At 65.6% G+C, this 20,268-nt stretch carries 19 protein-coding genes; 12 read left to right on the top strand and 7 right to left on the bottom strand.

Annotated elements, in window-relative coordinates:
• Positions 1-94 precede the first annotated feature (94 nt).
• The 5 genes from AKJ09_RS08400 to AKJ09_RS08420 form a co-directional block, all read right to left on the bottom strand.
• On the bottom strand, positions 95-841 hold the full coding sequence (locus AKJ09_RS08400) for an SDR family oxidoreductase (RefSeq protein ID WP_146646668.1): 747 nt from the start codon (positions 839-841) through the stop codon (positions 95-97).
• A 366-nt stretch (positions 842-1,207) separates the two neighbouring features.
• Positions 1,208-1,960: an alpha/beta fold hydrolase gene (locus AKJ09_RS08405; protein WP_169927378.1), complete on the bottom strand. Its 753-nt coding sequence runs from the start codon at positions 1,958-1,960 to the stop codon at positions 1,208-1,210.
• Positions 1,961-1,974: 14 nt separating this feature from the next.
• Positions 1,975-2,244 carry a hypothetical protein gene (locus AKJ09_RS08410; RefSeq protein WP_146646670.1) on the bottom strand — a complete coding sequence of 90 codons (270 nt, stop codon included), beginning with the start codon at positions 2,242-2,244 and terminating at the stop codon, positions 1,975-1,977.
• An 8-nt stretch (positions 2,245-2,252) separates the two neighbouring features.
• Complete coding sequence (locus AKJ09_RS08415; protein ID WP_146646671.1) at positions 2,253-2,564, bottom strand: hypothetical protein; 312 nt, start codon at positions 2,562-2,564, stop codon at positions 2,253-2,255.
• A gap of 124 nt (positions 2,565-2,688) precedes the next feature.
• Positions 2,689-3,381 carry a polyhydroxyalkanoate synthesis regulator DNA-binding domain-containing protein gene (locus AKJ09_RS08420; protein ID WP_169927379.1) on the bottom strand — a complete coding sequence of 231 codons (693 nt, stop codon included), beginning with the start codon at positions 3,379-3,381 and terminating at the stop codon, positions 2,689-2,691.
• A gap of 434 nt (positions 3,382-3,815) precedes the next feature.
• Here AKJ09_RS08420 and AKJ09_RS52795 point away from each other — a divergent pair, with 434 nt between their 5' ends.
• The 12 genes from AKJ09_RS52795 (at position 3,816) to AKJ09_RS08475 (ending at position 17,239) form a co-directional block, all read left to right on the top strand.
• Complete coding sequence (locus tag AKJ09_RS52795) at positions 3,816-4,844, top strand: hypothetical protein (protein ID WP_169927380.1); 1,029 nt, start codon at positions 3,816-3,818, stop codon at positions 4,842-4,844.
• Positions 4,841-5,812: an alpha/beta fold hydrolase gene (locus AKJ09_RS52800; protein WP_169927381.1), complete on the top strand. Its 972-nt coding sequence runs from the start codon at positions 4,841-4,843 to the stop codon at positions 5,810-5,812. The genes AKJ09_RS52795 and AKJ09_RS52800 overlap by 4 nt, the downstream gene beginning before the upstream one ends.
• Positions 5,809-7,413, top strand: a complete 1,605-nt coding sequence (locus tag AKJ09_RS08430) for a TIGR04551 family protein (protein ID WP_146646674.1) — start codon at positions 5,809-5,811, stop codon at positions 7,411-7,413. Before AKJ09_RS52800 ends, AKJ09_RS08430 begins: the two co-directional genes overlap by 4 nt.
• Before the next feature lie 9 nt (positions 7,414-7,422).
• Positions 7,423-8,301 carry a hypothetical protein gene (locus AKJ09_RS08435; RefSeq protein WP_146646675.1) on the top strand — a complete coding sequence of 293 codons (879 nt, stop codon included), beginning with the start codon at positions 7,423-7,425 and terminating at the stop codon, positions 8,299-8,301.
• 27 nt (positions 8,302-8,328) lie between these two features.
• Positions 8,329-8,631, top strand: a complete 303-nt coding sequence (locus AKJ09_RS08440; RefSeq protein ID WP_146646676.1) for a hypothetical protein — start codon at positions 8,329-8,331, stop codon at positions 8,629-8,631.
• Between the two features lie 25 nt (positions 8,632-8,656).
• The gene (locus tag AKJ09_RS08445) at positions 8,657-10,441 is read left to right on the top strand and encodes an AMP-dependent synthetase/ligase (protein WP_146646677.1); all 1,785 of its coding nucleotides are present in this window, start codon (positions 8,657-8,659) and stop codon (positions 10,439-10,441) included.
• Positions 10,438-11,655, top strand: coding sequence for a PHA/PHB synthase family protein (locus AKJ09_RS08450; RefSeq protein WP_169927382.1), 1,218 nt, complete (start codon positions 10,438-10,440; stop codon positions 11,653-11,655). Before AKJ09_RS08445 ends, AKJ09_RS08450 begins: the two co-directional genes overlap by 4 nt.
• Positions 11,652-12,881: an extracellular catalytic domain type 1 short-chain-length polyhydroxyalkanoate depolymerase gene (locus AKJ09_RS08455; protein ID WP_146646679.1), complete on the top strand. Its 1,230-nt coding sequence runs from the start codon at positions 11,652-11,654 to the stop codon at positions 12,879-12,881. Before AKJ09_RS08450 ends, AKJ09_RS08455 begins: the two co-directional genes overlap by 4 nt.
• Before the next feature lie 120 nt (positions 12,882-13,001).
• A complete protein-coding gene (locus tag AKJ09_RS08460; RefSeq protein WP_146646680.1) occupies positions 13,002-14,399 on the top strand; it encodes a sigma 54-interacting transcriptional regulator in 1,398 nt (465 codons plus the stop codon).
• A 59-nt stretch (positions 14,400-14,458) separates the two neighbouring features.
• Positions 14,459-15,073 carry a peptide deformylase gene (def, locus tag AKJ09_RS08465; protein ID WP_169927383.1) on the top strand — a complete coding sequence of 205 codons (615 nt, stop codon included), beginning with the start codon at positions 14,459-14,461 and terminating at the stop codon, positions 15,071-15,073.
• Positions 15,074-15,260: 187 nt separating this feature from the next.
• Entirely contained in the window at positions 15,261-16,859 is a 1,599-nt protein-coding gene (locus tag AKJ09_RS08470) for a serine/threonine protein kinase (protein ID WP_169927384.1), read from the top strand.
• 11 nt (positions 16,860-16,870) lie between these two features.
• Complete coding sequence (locus AKJ09_RS08475) at positions 16,871-17,239, top strand: SRPBCC family protein (RefSeq protein ID WP_146646683.1); 369 nt, start codon at positions 16,871-16,873, stop codon at positions 17,237-17,239.
• A gap of 15 nt (positions 17,240-17,254) precedes the next feature.
• Here AKJ09_RS08475 and AKJ09_RS08480 read toward each other — a convergent pair whose 3' ends face one another.
• Both AKJ09_RS08480 and AKJ09_RS08485 read right to left on the bottom strand, forming a co-directional pair.
• Positions 17,255-18,514 carry a hypothetical protein gene (locus tag AKJ09_RS08480; protein WP_146646684.1) on the bottom strand — a complete coding sequence of 420 codons (1,260 nt, stop codon included), beginning with the start codon at positions 18,512-18,514 and terminating at the stop codon, positions 17,255-17,257.
• 192 nt (positions 18,515-18,706) lie between these two features.
• Positions 18,707-20,134, bottom strand: a complete 1,428-nt coding sequence (locus tag AKJ09_RS08485) for a Do family serine endopeptidase (protein WP_169927385.1) — start codon at positions 20,132-20,134, stop codon at positions 18,707-18,709.
• Between the last annotated feature and the right edge of the window lie 134 nt (positions 20,135-20,268).

Here is a 20,268-nt window from a genome sequence, read left to right on the forward strand (position 1 = left end):
ATTTCGTGCGGTGAGCTCGCCTAGGTCAGGGAACCGGGCTCGATGCGTGGATCCTCGGCATCGGAGCCCCTCCCCTCCCTAATGACGGGTCATTTCAGAACGAGAGGCCGCCGTCGACGTCGATCGTGCGCGAGTTGAAGTAGTCGCACTCCAGCGCGAACTTCACCGCCACCCAGATGTCCTCGGGGTCGCCGATGCGGCCGACGGGGATCTGCGCCACGACGGCGTCGCGCGCCTTCTGGTTCATGCCGCGGGTCATCGGCGTCTCGATCATGCCGGGCGCGATGCCGGTGACGCGGATGCCGTAGTTGGCAAACTCACGAGCCCAGGTGAGCGTGTTGGCGGCGAGCGCAGCCTTCGCGGCGACGTAGTTCGACTGGCCACGGTTGCCGTGACGCGAGATCGACGACATGTTGACGATGACGCCGGGCTTCGAGCCGGTCTCGACCATCTTCGCCACGACCTCACGCACCATGAGCGTGGCGCCGGTGAGGTTGATCCCGAGGACGGCGTTCCAGTCCTCGGTCGAGAACTTCTTGATCGCCTTGGTCTCGCGATCCTGCTTCACGAGCAGGCCGTCGCGGATGATACCGGCGTTGTTGATGAGGCCGTTGAGGCCGCCGAGCTCCTTGTTCGCCCAGTCGACGAACGACACCACGTCGTCTTCGCGCGAGACATCGAGCTTGCGACGCGCGATGCCCGCGGGGAGCTCGCTCATGAGGGCTTCATTGACGTCACCGACGGCAACCTTGGCGCCGGCTTCGTGGAGACGCTTCGCAAAGTGCGCGCCCATGCCGGAGGCGCCGCCCGTGACGATGATCTTGAGGGAGTCGAGTTTCATGAGGAGTAGCGTCCTTGCTGTTACAGGCCGAGCTTCAAGGCGAAAAAGTCCCGTGCCCGAGAGTCGACGTGCGACCTCGAGTACGAATCCGGAAGTGAGAACTGCGAATCCCTCGCGTCCACGCCGCTCGAGAGGCAATGCCGTTCGAGAAGCGAGAATTTTCACAGGGAGGGCGGGAGTCTTTGAGAGGCGTGAGCGGTAGAACCTCGACTCTCCCGGCAATGACGAGAGTATCGAATTGACCTCTATCTCGAGTTGTCACGCCTCTTCATCGGCCGAGGGCTGACGAGAGGAGAGACAAGGAGGCGGTCCCTATCGCGCGCAGCGCGAGCGCCGAAGGCGGACCGCCTCCGCCGGAGGGGAGGCTCAAAACCGAAGGTTTTGAGGGGAACCGGAGGTTCCCCCTAGACCAGACGCGATCTTGGCGTACTGCGTGAGCCACGACTTGAGCGGCGGATAGAGCGTGCGCGCCGCTTGCGTCCCGACGACGGCGCCGACGTGTCCGCCGGGAACGTCGAGGATGTCCTTCACGTTCGAGCGCACCGCTGCGTTGAGCGCGATGGCGGCATTGCGCGGACACACGACGTCGCGATCGGCGGCGATCGTGAGAACCGGACACGTGATGCGCGAGAGGTCGACGACCTTTCCGCGCACGCGGTGTTCGCCGCGAATCAGCTGGTTCTGCTGATAGAGCTCTTTGACGTACGTGCCGTAGGCCGCAGCGGGAAACGACACGTCCTCCGCGGCCCACTTCTCGAGCGCGGCGAACCCTGCGCGTGCGCTGGGGTCATGCCATTGCTCGGCGATCCTCACCCACTTGCCGACCGGCTCGGTGGGTGACAGCGCCAGGATCCCACTCTGGATCTGCGCTTGCGAAACGTTGCCGGCGGACGTGATCGCGTCGGTGTTGAACCACCGGCGATCCGCCAGCAAGCGGAGCCCTCCTGCCAGATCGAAATCGAAGGGCCCCGCGAGATTCACGAGGGCGGCTGCCGTCTCTGGGTGCAGTGCAGCATGAATTCCGCTCAGCGTGGCGCCCATGGAGTAACCCACGAACGCGAGCGAAGAGGCACCCGTCGAGCGCAAGACGAAGCGCACGGCGCGCTCCAGCTTGGCCACGACGTCGTCCCACGTCAGGTAGCGATCTTCGTCGCCGGTAACCCCCAGTCGAAACAGTACGTATCCCAGGGAGCATCGTGCGTGAGACCCGCGACGAGGCTTGCGCCTTCACGCAGGTCGAAGATGTACCAACGGTTGATCATCGACGGAACGAGCAGCACGGGGACGTGCGTGCGTCCCGGATTACGCCCCTGCCCTTCGGCGGGGCGAAACCGGTAGACGCTGCTCTTCCCGTCACGAAAGACCGTGTCTCTCGGAGTCGGGGCGACGCGCGGCTTCAGCATGTCGAAGATCAGCGAGAAGCCTCACCAGCCTTCGAGAACGCCTGCGTGGCGCTCTGAAGCGACTCGAGCGAAAGCTTGCGCCACTCGGCGCCGAGCTGCGTGCTGTACGCGAGGCTCTCCTTGGTGAGCTTCACGAACTCGTGAACCGCGCTCTCCGCACGCTCCACGTTCTTCGCCTCGGCCTTCTCGATCTCGGCGTAGAACGACGCGGTACGCTGGACCGAATCGTCCGCGAGCTTCTGCCACGTCTCGAAAACCTTACCGACCTGCGCAAACGGATTGAACGACATGGGAGTCACCTTCATGTTGCGGCGCAACATCGCGCGCCCCAATCCTAAGGATCCCATGTCCAACGTCAACCCCATTTGATGCACCGCACAAATGGATTCGACTGCGTCAAATACTGCGGGCGGGAGCACCGAGCTGTTCGGCGCTCAAGGGATCTCAGCGTTTCTTAGGGGTTTTCGCGGTGGTCTTCTTCGGCGAGCGGCGCGCGGGAACGGGCGGTGCCCCCATCGATCGTTTCAGGGCTTCGATCTCACGACGCAGGCGCAGCATTTCGGCTTCTACGCCTTCGGCGACGTGACCCGTCTCTTCCTCTTCTTCTGATGCAGAGGAAGCCCCCGCGCCAGTCTCCGAAGCATCGAGATCCGAAGGCGGCGGCGGCGGAACGGAATCAGCCGCTTCCGGCACCGGCATTGGCGGGATGGGAGAAGGCGGAGCGCCGGGATTTCCCCACTGCGCCGCGCCGAGGACGAGGCGCGCCAGGGCGTCGGTCGCCGCGAACGGCGCAGTCGCCAGCGGGTTCAGGGGCATGAGCGCGCGAGCGCCCTGGCGGGCCTGGACATAGAGCTCCAACGCCCACGAGACGTAGCGTCCGAAGAACTCCGCCAGCGCCTCGTCGCCCAACCGAATGAGGCGGACCAGAAGTGGGACGGGAAGGAGACGCGCCGCCCCACGGCTCTCCAAAATGATCTGCGTGAGGGTCGTCTGGGTGAGGTCCGCGTTCGTATGCGCGTCCAGGACCCGAACGTCCGCACCGCCTTTAATCCGCTCTGCGAGGTCTTCGAGCGTGATGTACCGGCTGAGCGTCGTGTCGTAGAGCCGACGGTTCGGATACTTTTTTACGACGAGCATTCGCCGAACCGTAGGGATTGTGCGATGCAACATTCAACCTTGACGCCCCTGGATCTGCGACGTAGGTCTCCCCGCCCCCGTTGTGCGGCACACAACGAAAAGCTGGTGAGGAGTTCGTGGCAACAACAGTCATGCGAGCCTCGAGGGTCTCACGGAAGAAGGCGGTGGAACGCGACCTGTGTCACGGGTTCGTGTCACATGCCCTCGTCGTGCGCCACGCGCCCGTGACGATCGCGTTCGATCCACCCGCTCACCTCGTTGGCGCCCCTGCGCCAGAGCTTGCCTCGTTGCCGGGAGCGGACGCCAAGCGTTCGCCGACAGTCGAAAATCTCGCGCGCGTCTTCTTGCTCGGACCCACTTCCGGTGCCAAGGCAGATGGCGTCCGCGCCTCCATCCTCGGACCTCAAACCTCCTGACTCGTCGAGGTGATCGCCGTGCGTTCGTCTTCTCGTCACGCCGCACTCGAGATTCTTCGTGCACCGCGCAAATTGGCCGCTCTCGGTCGTGCGCGCGCCGTGTCTCTCTTCCTTCTGGCGGGTGCCGTGGGCGCGTTCGTCGCCTGCGGGAGCTCCGAAGACCGTGAATGCAACGTCGGCGCCGACTGCGCCTCGGGCGCCTGCTCCGCCGACGGTATGTGCGTTCGCGTGGATCCGAATGCTCCGGCGAATTCGTCGACCACCGAATCGACCGATGCGGCCGCCGACTCGAGCAACTCCGTGACGGATGCCGGAACGGATTCGAACGCGGTCGTCGACGGCTGCGTGCCGAACAAGGACGGCATCATCACGCGAGAGGAAGTCCCGCTCGCGGCCGGCCTCCACGCGACCTACCGGGTGGCCATCAACGAGAGCTTCGCCACCGCGGGAACGCCCCAGCCCGATGGCACCGTGCTCTGGGATCTCTCCACCTCGTTCCCGAGCGACACGAGCGTCATCGTCGAGACGCAGCCCCTCGCGGGCAAGTGGTACGCCGGCGATTTCCCGAATGCGACCTACGCCTCGAAGCTCTCCGAGAGCTCGACGCTCATCGGCGTCTTCGAGACGGCCAACGCCTCCCTCCTCCTCCGCGGTGTCGTCTCGCCGACGAACGACACGTTGAGCAAGACCGAGCTCACCAACAAGCCGCCGGTCGAGGTGATCAACTACCCGCTCAAGGCGGACGCCACGTGGTCGACGGACACCACCGTCTCGGGAACCTATACGGGCGTTCCCTTCACCACGTACACGGAGCACTACGAGTCGAAGGTCGATGCCAAGGGCACGCTGAAGACTCCGCTCGGCTCCTTCCAGGTCTTGCGCGTGAACACAGTCCTCACGCGCACCGTCGGCTTCGTCAAGACGGTCATCCGCACGCACTCCTTCGTGACGGAGTGCTACGGCACGATCGCCGTCATCAGCTCGAAGGACAACGAGTCGGACGAGGAATTCTCGAGCACCGCCGAGATCCGGAGGCTCTCTCCGTGAAGCGGTGGCTCCTGTCGCTCGTGGCTGCGGCGCCGCTCGTTACGGGTTGCCTCTCCTTCCATCAGGGGGCCATGCCGGGGGAGCCTTCGAACGCACATTTCGCCAACGTCGACGGCGTGCGTGTTCGCTACATCGATACGGCGGAGACGGAAGCGGCGGCCCCGGCTTCGATCCCCGCCGAGGCACAAGAAGCCGCTGCGCCGTCGGCTCAGGCGGAGAAGCCCACCGTCGTCCTCGTGCACGGCTTCGCCTCGGCGCTCGATGCGTGGGGCACCGTGCTGCCGGCGCTCGCGAAGCACTATCGCGTCATCGCGATGGACCTGAAGGGCTTCGGCTGGACCGATCGCCCCGCCGGTGACTACTCGCCCGACGCGCAAGCGAGCCTGATTCTGCACCTGCTCGATCAGCGCAAAGTGTCGAAGGCGATGTTCGTCGCCCACTCGTGGGGCAGCTCGGTGGTGCTCGCCACGGCGCTCCAAGCGCCCGAGCGCGTGCAGAAGATCGCCCTCTACGACGCGTGGGTCTACGAGGAGCAGCTCCCCGCCTTCTTCCACTGGGCCCGCACCGACACCGTCGGCGAGATCCTCTTCGGGCTCTACTACAAGGAGCGCACCGACGAGCGCATCGGCCTCGCGTTCTACGACCGCAAGTTCGTGACCGAGCCGCTCGTCGAAGACATCAACGCGGCGCTCGACAGGCCGGGAACCGTGGCCGCCGCCCTCGCCGCCGTGCGCGGCCAACGCTACTCGGAGATCGAATCGCGCTACCGCACGATCGACAAGCCCATGCTGCTTCTCTGGGGACGCGAAGACGTGGTGACGCCGATTCGCTACGGCGAGCGTCTCTCGACGGAGTTGCCGAACGCGAAGCTCATCGTGTACCCGCGCTGCGGCCACTTCCCCATGATCGAGGCGCGCAACGCTTCGAACCGCGATCTCCTCCGATTCCTCGCCGAGGCGAACCCGTGAAAACCGCCAAGCGGGCGCGCACGAGCGCGTTCTTTTGCGCTGCAGCATTCATGGCCGCGTCGGCTGCTGCGCCGCACGCAAGCGCAACGGGCTTCGACGAGCGCGGTCAGGATTACGTTCCGCGCGAGCGTACCGAAGTCGACGTCTCCGGCTACTTCCGCACGCGCGGCGAAGCGCTCTACAACCTCGATCTCGATCGCGGGCTGACGCCTTCCGGCCAGCCCATCTTCCCCGTCTCTCAGTCCGATCCGACGGCGCAGACGCTCACGCATTGGGACATGCGCTGGCGCACCGACCTGCGCATCTACGCGCCGGGCTCGATGGTCGGCGTGAAGGCGCGGTTCGACGTCCTCGACAACCTCACCCTCGGCAGCCTTCCCGAGGGCGTGCCCTCGGCGAGCCTCAGCCAGCGATCGCCGGCCGATGCCGTTCGCGTGCGACGCGTGTTCGGTGAGCTCGTTCTTCCCTTCGGCTACCTCGCGGCCGGTCGCATGGGCACGCACTGGGGCCTCGGCATGGTCGCCAACGGCGGCGACTGCCTCGACTGCGACAGCGGCGATGCGTCGGACCGCATCGTGTTCGCCACGCCGCTTCTCGGCCACGTCTGGGCCGCGGCGTACGACTTCAGCGCGACCGGGCCCACCGTTCCGCGTCCGAACCAGAACCGCGTGATCGGCTTCGAGCCCTCCACCGACGTCCGCACGGCGACCTTCGTGTGGATGAACTGGCGAGACGAAGCCACGCGCACGAGGCGCCGCCTCGCCGGGAAGGCCACCGCCGAGTACGGCGCGTACGTCACGCACCGCTGGCAGGGCAACGACATCCCGTCGGCCTACCTGGCCACCGCGCAGCCGATCAATCCGTTCGCCAACGGCGGCACGGGGATCATGCCTCGCGGCTACAAGGCCACCGCCTTCGACGCCTGGGTGAGGCTCACCCTCCCCTTTGGGCGCATCGAAGCCGAGGGCGTTCTTGCCACGGCGACGATCGACCAACCGTCACTCGTGCCCGGCATCCTGCTTCGCGATCCGGTCAAGAGCCGTCAGATCGGCGCGGCGCTACAGAGTGACTTCGGCCGCGTCGACGGCGTCTTCTCGGGCGGCCTCGACGCGGGCTACGCGAGCGGCGATCCGGCGCCCGGATTTGGTGCAGTGCAAAATCCCAATCTTGCGGCGCCGCAACCGGGTGACCTCAACGGCACGCAAGCCTCTCCGCGGCGTGACAACCGCATCGACAACTTCCGCTTCCATTCGGACTACCGCATCGACCGCATTCTCTTCCGCGAGATCATCGGCACGGTGACCGACGCGGTCTATGCACGCCCCCACGCGCAGGTGAGGCTCCTCCGCGCGAAGAGCTCGCAGCTCTCGATGGATGGCGCGGTGATCGCGTCCTCGGCGGTCAACGCGAGCTCCACGCCCTCGGGCAAGGCGCCGCTCGGCGTCGAGGTCGACCCTTCGCTCATCTTCGAGATGCCCGCCTTCCTCGCGGCACTCGACTACGGCGTGCTCTTCCCGCTTTCGGGTTTCGACAACACGGTCGCCAACCTCACCGCCAAACCGGCGCAGCTCATTCGACTGCGCTTGAACTACCTTTTCTGAGAGTACGCGATGAACGTATCCAAGCTCGCTTCTCTCTGTTTCACGTCGCTCGTTCCGCTCGCCGTCGCGACCACACTGCTCGGCGCGTGCAGCGAAAACGAAACGCCGCCTCCCACCCACGGCGCCTACGACGGCGGCGCGACCGCAGCGTTGCCCTGCGTCCCGAACCTCGACGGCAAGATCGACTCGAACGAGCTGCAGCCGCAGATCGGCATCGCGGCGACGTACCTCGTCTCCCCCGCCGGCAAGACCCGCCAGGTCGATCTCGCCGGTGTGACGAACAGCAGCGGGAAGCTCGTATGGAACTTCGCCGTCGACTACGCCGATGACGGCGCGGTGAAGGTCGCGGCGCAGCCTCTCGAAGGCAAGTGGTTCGCCTCCTCGTTCCCCGGGCTCGTCGGCGCGGTGGTCGTTCCGCTCGACGCCGCCGACACCACCGAGAGCGTCTACACGATCGACGAGCACGGCTTCTATCTGCACGGTGTCGCCTCGACGAAAGAAGGCACGCCGGATCAGACCATCTACGTCTACGACAAGCCCATCACGGTCTACCAATTTCCCCTCGCGCCGGGCGCGAGCTGGAAGAGTACGGCCTCGGTGACTGGCGGAACGTTCCGCGGCCTGCCCTTCGCGAGCAAAGACACCTACGAGGTGTCGGTGGACGGCGCGGGACAGATGGAGCTTCCCGACTACACGTTGACGCAAGCGCTTCGCGTCCGGACCAAGGTCACCATCGAGCCGGCGGCAGGCCAGGCCACGTCGACGCGCCAGGTGAGCTTCCTCTTCGAATGCCTGGGCGAGGTCGCGCGCGCGACCAGCAACTTGAACGAACCGGAAGAGAACTTCACGACGGCGAGCGAATTGCGCCGTCTCGGAATGTCCAACTGATCGTCTTCGGGGCGGAAGGAGAAACACATGATCTGGGAAACGTGGAAGAAGGGCTTCGATGCGTGGGAGAACGCGACGGCGAAGTACCTCGAGGGCTGGCTGAAGAGCCCGCTTCTCCTCACGCCCGGCGGACTCATGCTGGGCGGGGCGATGAAGGCAAAGGCGACCTACGACAAGGCCCTCTCCCAGTGGGTGGGTGCGCTCGGCGTCGCCACCAAGCGTGATCAGGAGCGCACCCTGCACGCGCTCAACCAAATCGAAAGCCGACTGCTCGATCTCGAAGAGCGGCTCGACGCGGCACGGAACCACCAGCAGAACGGGGCCGCGTAGAGAACGCGGCGACAAGGGGCTCGTCATGGACATCTCGCGTTTCCTCGACCTTCGCATCGCTCCCCGAGCCGTCTTCGACGCGCTCGAGGAAAGAAAGACTCGCGCTCGTTTCATGGTCCCGACCGCTCCGGGATCGAACGAGTGGCGCCCCGTCACGTGGGGCGCGTTCGCTCAGGAGATCCGCGAGCTCGCGCTCTTCCTGTCGACCGTTCTCTCGTCGGGTGATCGCGGCGCCGTGTACGCGCCGAACCGGGTCGAGTGGGCGAGCGCCGCCCTGGCCATCCAGGCCGCCGGCGGCGTGATTGTCCCGATTTACCCCGCGTCGACTCCCGATCAGCTCTCTTATGTTGCGTCGCACAGCGATGCGAAGGTGATCTTCGTCGACACCGCGCCGCTCCTCACGCGCCTCTTCGCGACGTGGAACTCCACGCCGGGCGTCGAGAAGATCGTGGTGCTCGACGACGGCATCGACGTCGCCAGGGTCTACGAATCGGCACGCGAGAAGGGCATTCCGGTGCCGAGCTTGGACGCCGTCGAGCGCAAAGTGCTCTCGATCGGCAAAGCGCGCGGCATCGGCGCCGCGAGGGATCAGGAGGATCCCCAGGCCTTCGAGCGCACGATGGCCGCCATCTCGCTCGATCAGGCCGGCATGATGCTCTACACGAGCGGCACGTCGGGCAACCCGAAGGGCGTTCCGCTCACGCACCGCAACGTGGCCGTCAACGGCCTCGACTGGCTGAAGTGCAACTACCCGCTCCTCGAAGAGGGTGACGTCGACATCCTCTGGCTCCCCATGAGCCACATCTTCGGCTTCGGCGAGATGTGCCTCGGCAACACGCTCGGCTGGACGTCGTACCTCGCCGATCCCGCCACCTGCCTCGGGCGCCTGCCGGAAGTGACGCCGAACATCTTCATGAGCGTGCCCTCCCACTGGGAGAAGCTCGCGCTCATGGCGATGCACGAGCCCACCCCGCAGGCGCGCCTCGACAAGTTCAAGGCGGCCACCGGCGGCAAGCTTCGCTTCTGCCTCTCCGGCGGCGCGGGCCTCAAGCGCGAGGTGAAGGACTTCTTCTACTCCTGCGGTGTGCTCATCGTCGAAGGCTACGGTCTCACCGAGACCTCGCCCACGCTCACGCTCAATCGCCCGGACGCGTTCCGCTTCGACACCGTGGGCAAGACGCTCCCCTCCGTCGAGCTTCGCCTCGCGGACGACGGCGAGATCCTCGCGCGCGGTGCCAGCGTGTTCGGCGGATACCACAAGGATCCCGAAGCCACGCGCGAAGCCTTCACCGAGGACGGCTGGTTCAAGACCGGCGACGTGGGCCGCTTCACCGACGACGGCTTCCTCCAGATCATCGATCGCAAGAAGGACATCCTCGTCACCGCCGGCGGCAAGAACGTTCCGCCGGCGAACATCGAGATCCGCTTCCAGGACGACCCGCTCTTCGCACACGTCGTGGTCTACGGCGACGCGAAGAAGTACCTCGTCGCCGGCGTATGGCTGAACGAAGAGGCCATGAGCTCGCAACTCGCTAGCGTGCCGAAGGATCAGCAGGAGTCCGCGCGACGCGACCTCGTCCAGAAGCGCATCGACCACGTCAACGCGAGCCTCGCCAGCTACGAGACCATCAAGAAATTCAGCATCATCGGTGAGCCGCTCACCGTCGAAGCGGGGCTCCTCACGCCCTCGCTGAAGATGCGACGGAAGAAGGTCTACGAGCATTTCCACGGTATCTTCGAGGGCATGTTCGAAGACACGCAGGGGAAGGGCGCAGCATCGAGCACGGCAAGCCAGGGGAGCGGGGCGTGAACGCACTCGTCAAGATCGCCTCGCTCGCGAAGAGGCAGAAGCCGCCGGTGGGCAGCACCCCGGCGGACGTCGTGCATCGCGAGAACAAGTGGCGGCTCCTTCGCTATCGCCCGGCACGAGGCGTGTCGGGCGACGCGGGGCCTCGCTACCAGACGCCGATCTTGCTCGTGCCGTCGCTCATCAACCGGCACTACGTCATGGATCTCTTGCCCGGCAAGAGCATGGCGGAAGACCTCGTCAACGCCGGGCACGACGTCTACTGTCTCGATTGGGGCACACCCGGCCCTGAAGATCGCTATCTGACGTTCGACGACGTCTGCGATCGCTATCTCGGACGCGCCATCCGTCACGTGGCGAAGAACTCTCCGCGCGGCAAGGCGCACGTGCTCGGCTACTGCCTCGGTGGAACGCTCGCCACGATCCACGCGGCGGTGCATCCCGAACACATCGCCTCGCTCCTCGTCCTCGCCGCCCCCGTGAGCTTCGGTGACGGCGAGGGCCTCCTCAATTCGTGGACGCGCAGCCCCACGTTCGACGTGCGCGGCTTGGTCAACGCGTTTGGCAACGTGCCCTGGCAGCTGATGCAGAGCGCGTTTCACCTCCTCCGGCCCACGCTCAATCTCTCGAAGGGCGTTCACCTCCTCGACAAGGCGAAGGTCGACGACCCCAAGAAGCCGGGCGCATGGGACGAGTTCGTGGAGGGCTTCCTCGCCCTCGAAACCTGGGGCAACGACAACGTCGCGTTCCCCGGTGAGTGCTACGCGCAATACATCGAGCAGCTCTATCGCAACGATGCGCTCGCGCGCGGCAACTTCAGCCTCGGCGGCAAGCCTGCGCGCCTCGGCAACATCAAATGCCCGACCATGTGCGTCGTGTTCGAACACGACAACATCGTTCCCTGGCAGAGCGCTTCGACGCTCCTCGACCGCATCTCGTCGACCGACAAAGAGCTCGTGAAACTCCCCGGTGGTCACGTCGGCGCGGTCGTCTCGCGAGGCGCGCAGCGAAAGCTGTGGCCGCAGATGAGCGCCTTCTGGGCGGCGCGCGACAGCGATTTCACCGTGGTGAAGACCAGCAGCGTGGTGCAGGCCGGTGAAGCGGCCACGACGGTGGAGGTGCTCGTGCCCGAAGCTCCGCCCACGCCCGCGCCCTCCACGACTCGTTCGGCGAACAAGAAGAAGAAGCCCCGCTCGAAAGCAGCCGCAGGCCAATGAAGCATCTCGCCACGACAATCGCCGCCGGAGCCGTTTTTTGCGCAGCTTCGGTCCTCTTCGAACACGTTGCCTTCGCCGGTACGGCGACGAACGAAACGATTGGCGGCCGCACCGTGCGCGTCTTCGTTCCTTCGCAACCGGACGCGAAGCCGTCGCTCGTTCTGATGCTGCACGGCTGCACGCAGAACGCCGCGGACTTCGCGGCGGCCACGCGAATGGACGACGTCGCCGAAGCGAACGGATTCGTCGTGGCCTATCCCCAGCAAGACAAGCTGGGCACGAACGGCTGCTGGCAGTGGTATTCGACGGCGCATCAGTCGCGTGACGCCGGTGAGCCGAAGGAGCTCGCGGACATCGCCCAGACCGTCGCTACCGCGCACGGCGTATCGGCCGATCGCGTGTATGTCGCAGGCATCTCGTCGGGTGGCGCGATGAGCGTGGTGCTCGGCGCAACGTATCCCGATCGCTTCGCGGCCATCGGCGTCGTGGCCGGTCTCGAATACAAGGCGGCGACATCGTACGCCGGCAGCTTTTCGGCGACCGTCTCGGGCGGCCCCGATCCCGACACGCAAGGCACGCTCGCGCATACGGCGATGGGCAGCTTCGCGCGCGTCGTTCCCACGCTCGTCATCAACGGCACGTCCGACGGTGTCGTTGCGCCGATCAATGGCGATCAGGTCACCCAGCAGTGGCGCAAGACGAACGAGCTCGTCCTCGGTGACGGCTCGATCGCCGACCCAACGTCGGACACCGGCATGGCCGGCTACACCTTCACGCGATATCTCCATCACGAGAAGAAGAACAACGCCGTCGTCGTCGAACAGATCGTGGTCGACGGCCTCGGCCACGCCTGGCCTGGCGGCCTTGCCAACGGCTCCTATTCGGACCCGAAGGGGCCCGACGCGAGCCGCACGCTGTGGGACTTCTTCAAGGCGCGCTCCACCACGACGCCCTTACCGCCCGACTCGGGCGATCCCGATCCCGTGCCGGGCAGCGACGCTGGGACTGATCCCGGCACGAACTCGGGCGGAAGCAGCGGCAACGGAGCCTCGACCGAGCGCACAGCCCCCACGGACTCTCCCGCGGCCAGCAGCTCGGACGACGGCGGATGCGCCACCACGCCGAGCCGAGGAACGAGTGTCGGTGGAGCCGTCGCGCCAATGGCGATGGCCCTGCTCGCCGCCCTCGTGACGATCGCGAGGCGCCGCCAACGCCGCGCTTCGTAGAGGAAGTCGGGGCGCGTGTGCTCCGAGCTGGGAGAAGACCCAGGCATGCCTCCATCTCTCGTGAGACGCGCGCCGAGCCGTAGCAAGATCGCGGATTGCCTGCGATAGACTCTGCTTCCGATGCCGCCTCGCAGCGACTTCAACGGGCGGGACGCGCCCACACTCGTCAAGCAGATGAGCACGCTCGAGGACGGGCGACGCGCCGTGGAGCTCGTGCGGCTCCACTTCGTCGTCGAGCGCGTGGCGGGTAAAGCCACGAGCGAAACCGTCGACTTCGACGGTGACGTGTGCAGGATCGGCTCTCATCCGTCGAACGATCTCGTGCTCGACGACCCCACGATTTCGCGCTTCCACTGCCGTATCGCGCGCGAAGGCGAGGCCTGGCGCATCACCGACACCGGCTCGAAGAACGGCACGCGCTTCGATGGCGTGAAGATCCTCGCGGCCGAGCTCGACGCCGAAGCCCTCCTGTCACTCGGTAATTCGACGGTGCGTGTGAAGCCGGTCAAGCGCGGGCACATCAGCAGGATTCCGTCGTCACCTGCGTTCGGAAGCCTGGTCGGCCAGAGCGATACGATGCAGCGTCTCTTCGCGCTTCTCGAGCGCGTTGCCGCGAGCGAGATCGACGTGCTCGTGCACGGCGAGAGCGGCACGGGCAAGGAGCTCGTCGCCTCCGAGGTCGTCGCGCGGAGTGCCCGCGCCGACGGGCCCGTCGTGGTCGTCGACTGCGGCTCCATCTCCCCTTCCCTCGTCGAAAGCGAGCTCTTCGGACACGTGCGCGGCGCCTTCACCGGCGCGGATCGCGAGCGCGAGGGTGCATTCGAAGCCGCCGACGGAGGAACGCTCTTCCTCGACGAGATCGGCGAGCTGCCCCTCGAACTGCAGCCGAAGCTCCTCCGCGTGCTCGAGGCTCGCGAAGTACGTCGCGTTGGTCAGACGCGCATGCGCCGCATCGACGTGCGCGTCATTGCGGCCACGAATCGCGATCTCGAGCGCGAAGTGAACCGCGGTCGATTCCGCGAAGATCTCTATTATCGACTCGCGAAGGTCGCCTTGCGCGTACCGCCGCTGCGCGATCGCCTGGAAGACATCCCGCTGCTCGTGAAGAACTTCCTGGGGATGATCGGCCACGGCGACGTCTCGAGTCGATTGCTCGGAGGCGAAGCCATCCTCGGCATGCAGCAGTACGACTGGCCTGGAAACGTGCGGGAGTTGAAGAACTACGTGGAGCGCAGCGTGGTGCTCGACGAGGTTCCTCCGCCCACGCGTCGAAGTGGGACCGTGCCCGTCTACGGCGGCCCCTCCTCGCGGAAGAACGATGGCGAGCCCCAGGACAGCATTCCGTTCCGCGTCGCCAAGGAGCAGGCCGTCGCCGCGTTCGAACGCGCGTACCTCGGACCGCTTCTCGAACGGTGCAACGGCAACGTGAGTCAGGCTGCGCGGGAGGCGAAGATGGACCGCATGTACCTCCATCAACTCGCACAGAGGTACGGCCTCCACACTGCGCGCAAAGGGTAGGAAGCTCTCCCGTTGGCGCGATGCGTGCTCCTGACCTCGACGTTAGGAGGCTCTCACGCATGCCGAAACGCAGCACGCACGGTCACACGGCTCACACCGCTCACCTCGGTCACACTCTTCGCACCGATGCCCCGACCGGCGCTCCGAGAAGCGACACGTTCCGTGCGCTCTCGCTGGGGAAGGTTCTCACGCATCCCGATCCGCGCTTGCAGGGCGCTTCCGTCGAGCTCGATCCGTGTGCGCGGTTCGTCGTCGCGCTCGCCGAGCTGCTCGTCACGACGATGCGCGTGTCACCGGCTTGTATCGGGCTTGCGGCACCGCAAATCGGTGAGCCCTCACGCGTGTTCTGCATGGACGTGACGGGGCATCGCCAAGCGCAGTCCTGCGCGGGCCTCGTGGTGATGGTGAACCCGAAAATCGTGGAGCGACGTGGTCACACACGTATGCGGGAAGGCTGCTTGAGCGTCCCCGATTTGACGGGCAACGTCGTGCGCGCACGCGAGGTCGTGGTGGAGGGCTACGAGCCGGGCACCGGCAAACTCCTGCGCGTCGAAGCGGACGCGATGGAGGCTCGCTGCCTGCAGCACGAGATCGACCACCTCGACGGCATGCTCTTCGTCGATCGCGTCATGTATCCCGAACGCGAGCTCTTCGCGCGGAAGACGTACGCCTGAAGAGGACCACAGTTCGTCACGCCGGCTCACGCTGGCGACTGCCCGCATGATGATGCAGGTGCCACCCCGCAAAGAACCATCGCAGCCGCAGCGGAGCCTCTGAAAGACGCGTGGTCCGGGACGTGCTTTGCCCTGGATGTCCACCTCACCCAAGCGCACCAATCTTCTTCGAGCGAGGGTTTCATCGATGCGCGCGACCGCCGAGCGAGAGACCGGGACGAGCGAGCTCTCCATCGCCAAGCCGCCCGAACGCGTCGGCCGCTACTTGCTGTATCCGCCGATCGCGCAAGGCGGCATGGCCACGGTCCATACGGCGCGCCTCGTGGGGGCCGAAGGCTTCAACCGACTCGTTGCAGCCAAACGCCTGCATTCGCACCTCGCCGACGATCCCGAGTTCGTGGCCATGTTCCACGACGAAGCCCGCATCGCGTCGCGCGTGCATCACGCCAACGTGGTGCCGGTGCTCGATGTGGTGACGGTCGAAGGCGAGCTCATCCTCGTCCAGGAGTACGTCCACGGCGTTCCGCTCAGTCACTTGATGAAGCTCGCGCGCACGAGCACGACGCCAATCCCCACCTCGATCGCCGTAGCCATTCTCACCGGAGTGCTCGCCGGACTCCACGCCGCCCACGAGGCCAAGGACGACGACGATCACCCGCTCGAGATCATCCATCGCGACGTTTCCCCTCAGAACGTGATGGTGAGCGTCGACGGCGTTCCTCGTCTTCTCGACTTCGGCATCGCCAAGGCACGAACGAGCTCGCATCACACGCGCGAGGGCATTTTCAAAGGCAAGCTCGGTTACATGGCCGCCGAGCAGCTGAAGATGCAGCCCTTCGACCGCACCGCCGACGTCTACGCGGCGGGCGTCGTCATGTGGGAGTTGCTCGTCAACGACCGCGTCCACGACGGCAAAAGCGAGCTCACGTTCGTGAACATGGTCGTCAACGGAACGATGCCGACGATCCTGGAGGCCATCGAAAAGCGCGGGACGATCCTCGACGAGAAGAGGCGCCGAGAGCTGACGGCGCTCGCCCCCATCGTCTCGTGCGCGATGGCAGTGAACGCACGCGACCGCTTCGCGACGGCCTCCGAAATGATGTGGGCCATTCTCTCGGCGACGCCGGCAGCCTCGACCGTCGAGATCGCCGAGTGGGTGAAGACGACCGGCAAAGAGTACCTCGAGCGACGCGACAAGACGCTCGCCGCGAACGAAGAGAGCTTGCGCACCACCAAACCTGCCGCTCCGAAGTCGGGCGTGCAGAAAACGGCCGAGCCGGTGGTCATGCAATCGGGCGCCTATCCGGTCAGCCCGAATGCGCACGGATCGATCGAATCGGTGCCTCTCGACGCGCGCACGCAGGTCGCCCAGCGCTCGTCGGGCCCGTGGCCCTGGGTGGTGCTCACGCTCGCGTTCGCCGTGATGGGGGTGGCGGTCGGACTTCGGTATCGCCCGATGCTCGAGTCGCCCGGGAACATGGCTGGGGTACGCGACGCATTCGATGCCGTGCCGAACATGGCGGCGTCGGCGAGCGTGGCGCTGCCGGCACCGATCGACACCGAGGACGCGTCCAACGCCCCGACTCCGAGTTCAGGAGTTCGTGCAGCGCCCCCGCACACGCGCCCTCCCGTCCAGCCCATCACGCCATCACGCGCCGCGACGGCGCCGCGTGCAACGGCAACGGTCTCGGCATCGGCATCCGCTTCGTCGAGCGCCAAAGCCGACTGCAATCCTCCGTTCTATTTCGACGGTTCGAAGAAGGTGTTCAAACTGAATTGCCTGTGAAGGAGGCGACCATGGCAGCGATTCTCCATAGCCTGCGAATGACGGCGGCCGCGGACGACGTTTTCCAAGCCGTCTCCGCCGCCGACGACGTGTTCCGCGCGTGGTGGCGAGGCGATCGCAAAGTCACGTTGCGTCGTATCGCGATGCAGGCCGGCCAACGCGTGACGTGGGAATGTGTCGACGGACCGCTCGACTGGATCGGCACGGACATCACCTTCGACCTCGAGCGCGACGGCGATGAAACCGTGGTGCGCTTCACCCACGCCAACTGGCCCGAAGGGAGCCGGCGCTTCGCGGAGCACACCACGAAGTGGGCAAGCGTTCTGTTCGCATTGAAGTCGAACCTCGAAACGCCGGACGCCGAAGACGTGCTCGTCTGAGTGGCGATCGCTGAATCAGGGTCGCGGCTTCGCGACCCCCGCAACGTAAGCCCACATCGGCTGGCCGCCGCTGCCCGCGTCCACCGTCGGTAGCGTCATCGTCTTCCAAGCGTTGCCGTCCCAGCGATAGACGCCGGAGCTGACGACAAGGAATGCTTCGATCGGAGAGGGCGCGTAGATGCTGGGTCCCTCGGCGGCGCCAGCCGGAAGCGGAACGAGCTTCCACGTCATGCCATCCCAGTGCGCGGCAAACGCCGGATGCGCGCCGTCGGAGGGGTTGTAGCCAACGGCCCAAACGTCGCTATCCGAAGAACCCGAGATACTCGTGATGATGCCGGGTGCGGGCTGACCGTCGATGACGTATTCGTCCGACCACTTCGTGCCGTCCCAGTGCTGGAGCGTCTTGTCGCCGACCCAGACGTCGTCCTTCCGAATCTGGAAGATCGTGCGCGCCTTGATGTTGTCGTGGATGGTCCACTTCGTTCCGTCGAAATGGAACGCGCGGGACAAAGCCGAGAACCAGATGTCTTGGGGCCCAGTTCCCACCAGTTTGCCCGTTCCCCACGTCGTCGATTCGAGGCCCGCGACCTCTTTCGTGCAGGTGCTTCCTGCAGCGCAGCGGTAGATGGCGTTCGTCGCGCCGATCCAGGTGTCGTTCGCGATGCGCGCAACGCTCCAGAATGCCGGAGGCGGCAGCGTGGGCCCCGCGCACGCTTGGCCCGGCTCGCACTTGCGCCAGGCCGACGAGTAGTAATTGAACATCTTGCCCTCGGAGCTCTTGAAGAGCGTGACCTCGTAGTTCTGAGGTCCACCCGCAATGAGGTCCGTGGGGCTGAAGCCGCTGAGTGATGCCTCGGTCATAACGTCCGGGCCGATGGTCCAATCCTTCCCGTCGAAGAACGCACTCGAGACGTGTCGGGTGAACGTCGAACCGTTCTGGACTTCGAGATTGGTCCCGACGATGCCGACGTCGCTCACCATGCACTTCTGATTCGCCGTTCCGCAGACGGTTCCCTCACGACACGGGAGTGACGGCGCCGAGCAACAGTCCTCGCCCGGGTAGCCGCAACGCTTCTCTGCGGTCGCGCCGTCCGAAGAAGCGTCGCCGTTGGCGTCGACGTCTCCAGGCGTCGACCCGTCGTGTCCCGTCGTTATTTCGTCGAGAGGAGTTCCTCCATCCGGCCCAACGCTCGAATTGATCCCAGGATCGTCACCGACACATGCTGCAAGGAGGACGTAGACGAGCGGAACACCAGCGAGCCAAACGCGACGCATCCTCTCACGCTACCGTTCTCGTTCTCGCGCACGCAAGCGAGGTACTTGCGCAACATGCGCACCGACGAGCCCTCCACGCCGACCGGTAGGCGGGTATCAAACGGAGCGCGCATTCGGAACGAGTCTTTGCCGCTACATCGAATTGCGCAGCGACGACCAACCATGTCTCGAATGGGGTGGTAAGGGCATCTATCACCCCGCTTTGCGGTCGATCGCCACCCAGCGCCCGAGGCCTTCGTGCTCCACGCGGAGCAGGAGCGGCTTGTCGTTCGTCGCGCGTTGGAGCTTGGCCTTCGCTTCGGCCGCATTCTTCACGGGCTGATGGTCGACCTCGGTGATGACGTCTCCAGGTACGAGCACCCCTGCGGCGGGCCCTGCTCCGGAGACGTCTTCGACCAGCGCGCCTGCACCGTTGGCGTTGCCGAGTCGAAGGCCGAGTGAGCTCGAGCTCGGTTGGGCCTGACGCGCCGGCTTGGACTCCTTCTCGTCTTGCAGCTCGCCCAGCGTGACGGGGACGTTCACGGTGCTCGAGCCTCGCTTCACTTCGAGGGCGATTTTGCTCCCCGGCGCGTGTGCGCCGACCATGCGCGGAAGATCGTGCGCGTGGACGACGGGCTGCCCGTCAATCGCCACGACCACGTCGCCCTCGTGAAGCCCTCCTCTGGCAGCGGGTCCACCATTCTCGAGATCGCCAACGAGCGCGCCGCGCGTGTCGTTCAGGCCCAGGGCCTTCGCGAGCGGCTCGTCGATACTCTGGATCTGTGCGCCGAGTCTTCCGCGGCTGACGTGACCGCTCGACAGGAGCTGGGGAAGAACTTCGCGAATCGCGTCGGACGGAATGGCGAAGCCGATGCCCTGACCGCTCGGGTTGATCGCCGTGTTCATCCCGACGACCTGGCCCTTCAAATCGAAGAGCGGACCGCCGCTGTTTCCTGGATTGATCGAGGCGTCGGTCTGGATGAAGTCATCGTAGGGGCCGGCTCCGATCGTTCGACTCTTCGCGCTCACGATGCCCGAGGTCACGGTTCCGCCGAGGCCGAACGCGTTGCCGATGGCCACGACCGGCTCACCGACCTTGAGCCCCGCACTCGAGCCGAGCGAAACGTGCGGCACGTTCTTGGCGCCTTGAATCTCGAGAACGGCAACGTCGAGTCGCTCGTCTCTGCCGAGGACCTTGGCTTTGAGCTCGCGCTCGTCCGAGAGCTTGACCTTCACCAGGCTCGCATCGTCGACGACGTGCGCATTCGTGACGACGTGACCTTTGTCGTCGAACACGAAGCCGCTTCCGGCGCCGACGATCTTGCCGACGTGCGGTGACGGCGAACGGCGCTTGGGGCCTCCTCCTCCTCCGAAGAAGAAGTCGAACGGCGAGACGTCGTCGGGGTCGAACGCCGAGGTATTCGCGAGCTGCTCGACCGTGATGCTGACCACGGCCGGCTGCACGCTCGAGACGAGCGCCGACACGTCCCCCGAGGCTGCCGCTGGTTGGGCTCGAATCGCCGCAGGCCCATTTTCGGCGAGCGCCATCGTCGAGCCCGCTCCGAGAGCGAGCGCCCCCAGGAGAGGGAGAGCGACCTTCCTCGAACTCGTCCAATTGTGGCGTGCGAAAATTTCCTTCACGGCCCTACAACCTTCCGAAAGCGAACTCCGTTCCCGGTGGCGCACTCGACCTTGGAGGTTTTCGTTCTCTCGCTTCGCGTTGCTTCGCGGCGTGCGGCAGACCTCATTTTCGAGCTCTTGTGAATGGCATTCAC

The sequence above is a fragment of the Labilithrix luteola genome, from assembly GCF_001263205.1.
Classification (GTDB): domain Bacteria; phylum Myxococcota_A; class Polyangia; order Polyangiales; family Polyangiaceae; genus Labilithrix; species Labilithrix luteola.

What these genes read in the sequence shown, in the direction of transcription:
- AKJ09_RS08400 (WP_146646668.1), bottom strand. Translation starts at nt 841, where the DNA reads ATGAAACTCGACTCCCTCAAGATCATCGTCACGGGCGGCGCCTCCGGC.
- AKJ09_RS08470 (WP_169927384.1), top strand. Translation starts at nt 15,261, where the DNA reads ATGCGCGCGACCGCCGAGCGAGAGACCGGGACGAGCGAGCTCTCCATC.
- AKJ09_RS08480 (WP_146646684.1), bottom strand. Translation starts at nt 18,514, where the DNA reads ATGCGTCGCGTTTGGCTCGCTGGTGTTCCGCTCGTCTACGTCCTCCTT.
- AKJ09_RS08420 (WP_169927379.1), bottom strand. Translation starts at nt 3,381, where the DNA reads ATGCTCGTCGTAAAAAAGTATCCGAACCGTCGGCTCTACGACACGACG.
- AKJ09_RS08410 (WP_146646670.1), bottom strand. Translation starts at nt 2,244, where the DNA reads ATGCTGAAGCCGCGCGTCGCCCCGACTCCGAGAGACACGGTCTTTCGT.
- AKJ09_RS08440 (WP_146646676.1), top strand. Translation starts at nt 8,329, where the DNA reads ATGATCTGGGAAACGTGGAAGAAGGGCTTCGATGCGTGGGAGAACGCG.
- AKJ09_RS08435 (WP_146646675.1), top strand. Translation starts at nt 7,423, where the DNA reads ATGAACGTATCCAAGCTCGCTTCTCTCTGTTTCACGTCGCTCGTTCCG.
- AKJ09_RS08415 (WP_146646671.1), bottom strand. Translation starts at nt 2,564, where the DNA reads ATGTTGCGCCGCAACATGAAGGTGACTCCCATGTCGTTCAATCCGTTT.
- AKJ09_RS08475 (WP_146646683.1), top strand. Translation starts at nt 16,871, where the DNA reads ATGGCAGCGATTCTCCATAGCCTGCGAATGACGGCGGCCGCGGACGAC.
- def (WP_169927383.1), top strand. Translation starts at nt 14,459, where the DNA reads ATGCCGAAACGCAGCACGCACGGTCACACGGCTCACACCGCTCACCTC.
- AKJ09_RS08445 (WP_146646677.1), top strand. Translation starts at nt 8,657, where the DNA reads ATGGACATCTCGCGTTTCCTCGACCTTCGCATCGCTCCCCGAGCCGTC.
- AKJ09_RS08455 (WP_146646679.1), top strand. Translation starts at nt 11,652, where the DNA reads ATGAAGCATCTCGCCACGACAATCGCCGCCGGAGCCGTTTTTTGCGCA.
- AKJ09_RS08460 (WP_146646680.1), top strand. Translation starts at nt 13,002, where the DNA reads ATGCCGCCTCGCAGCGACTTCAACGGGCGGGACGCGCCCACACTCGTC.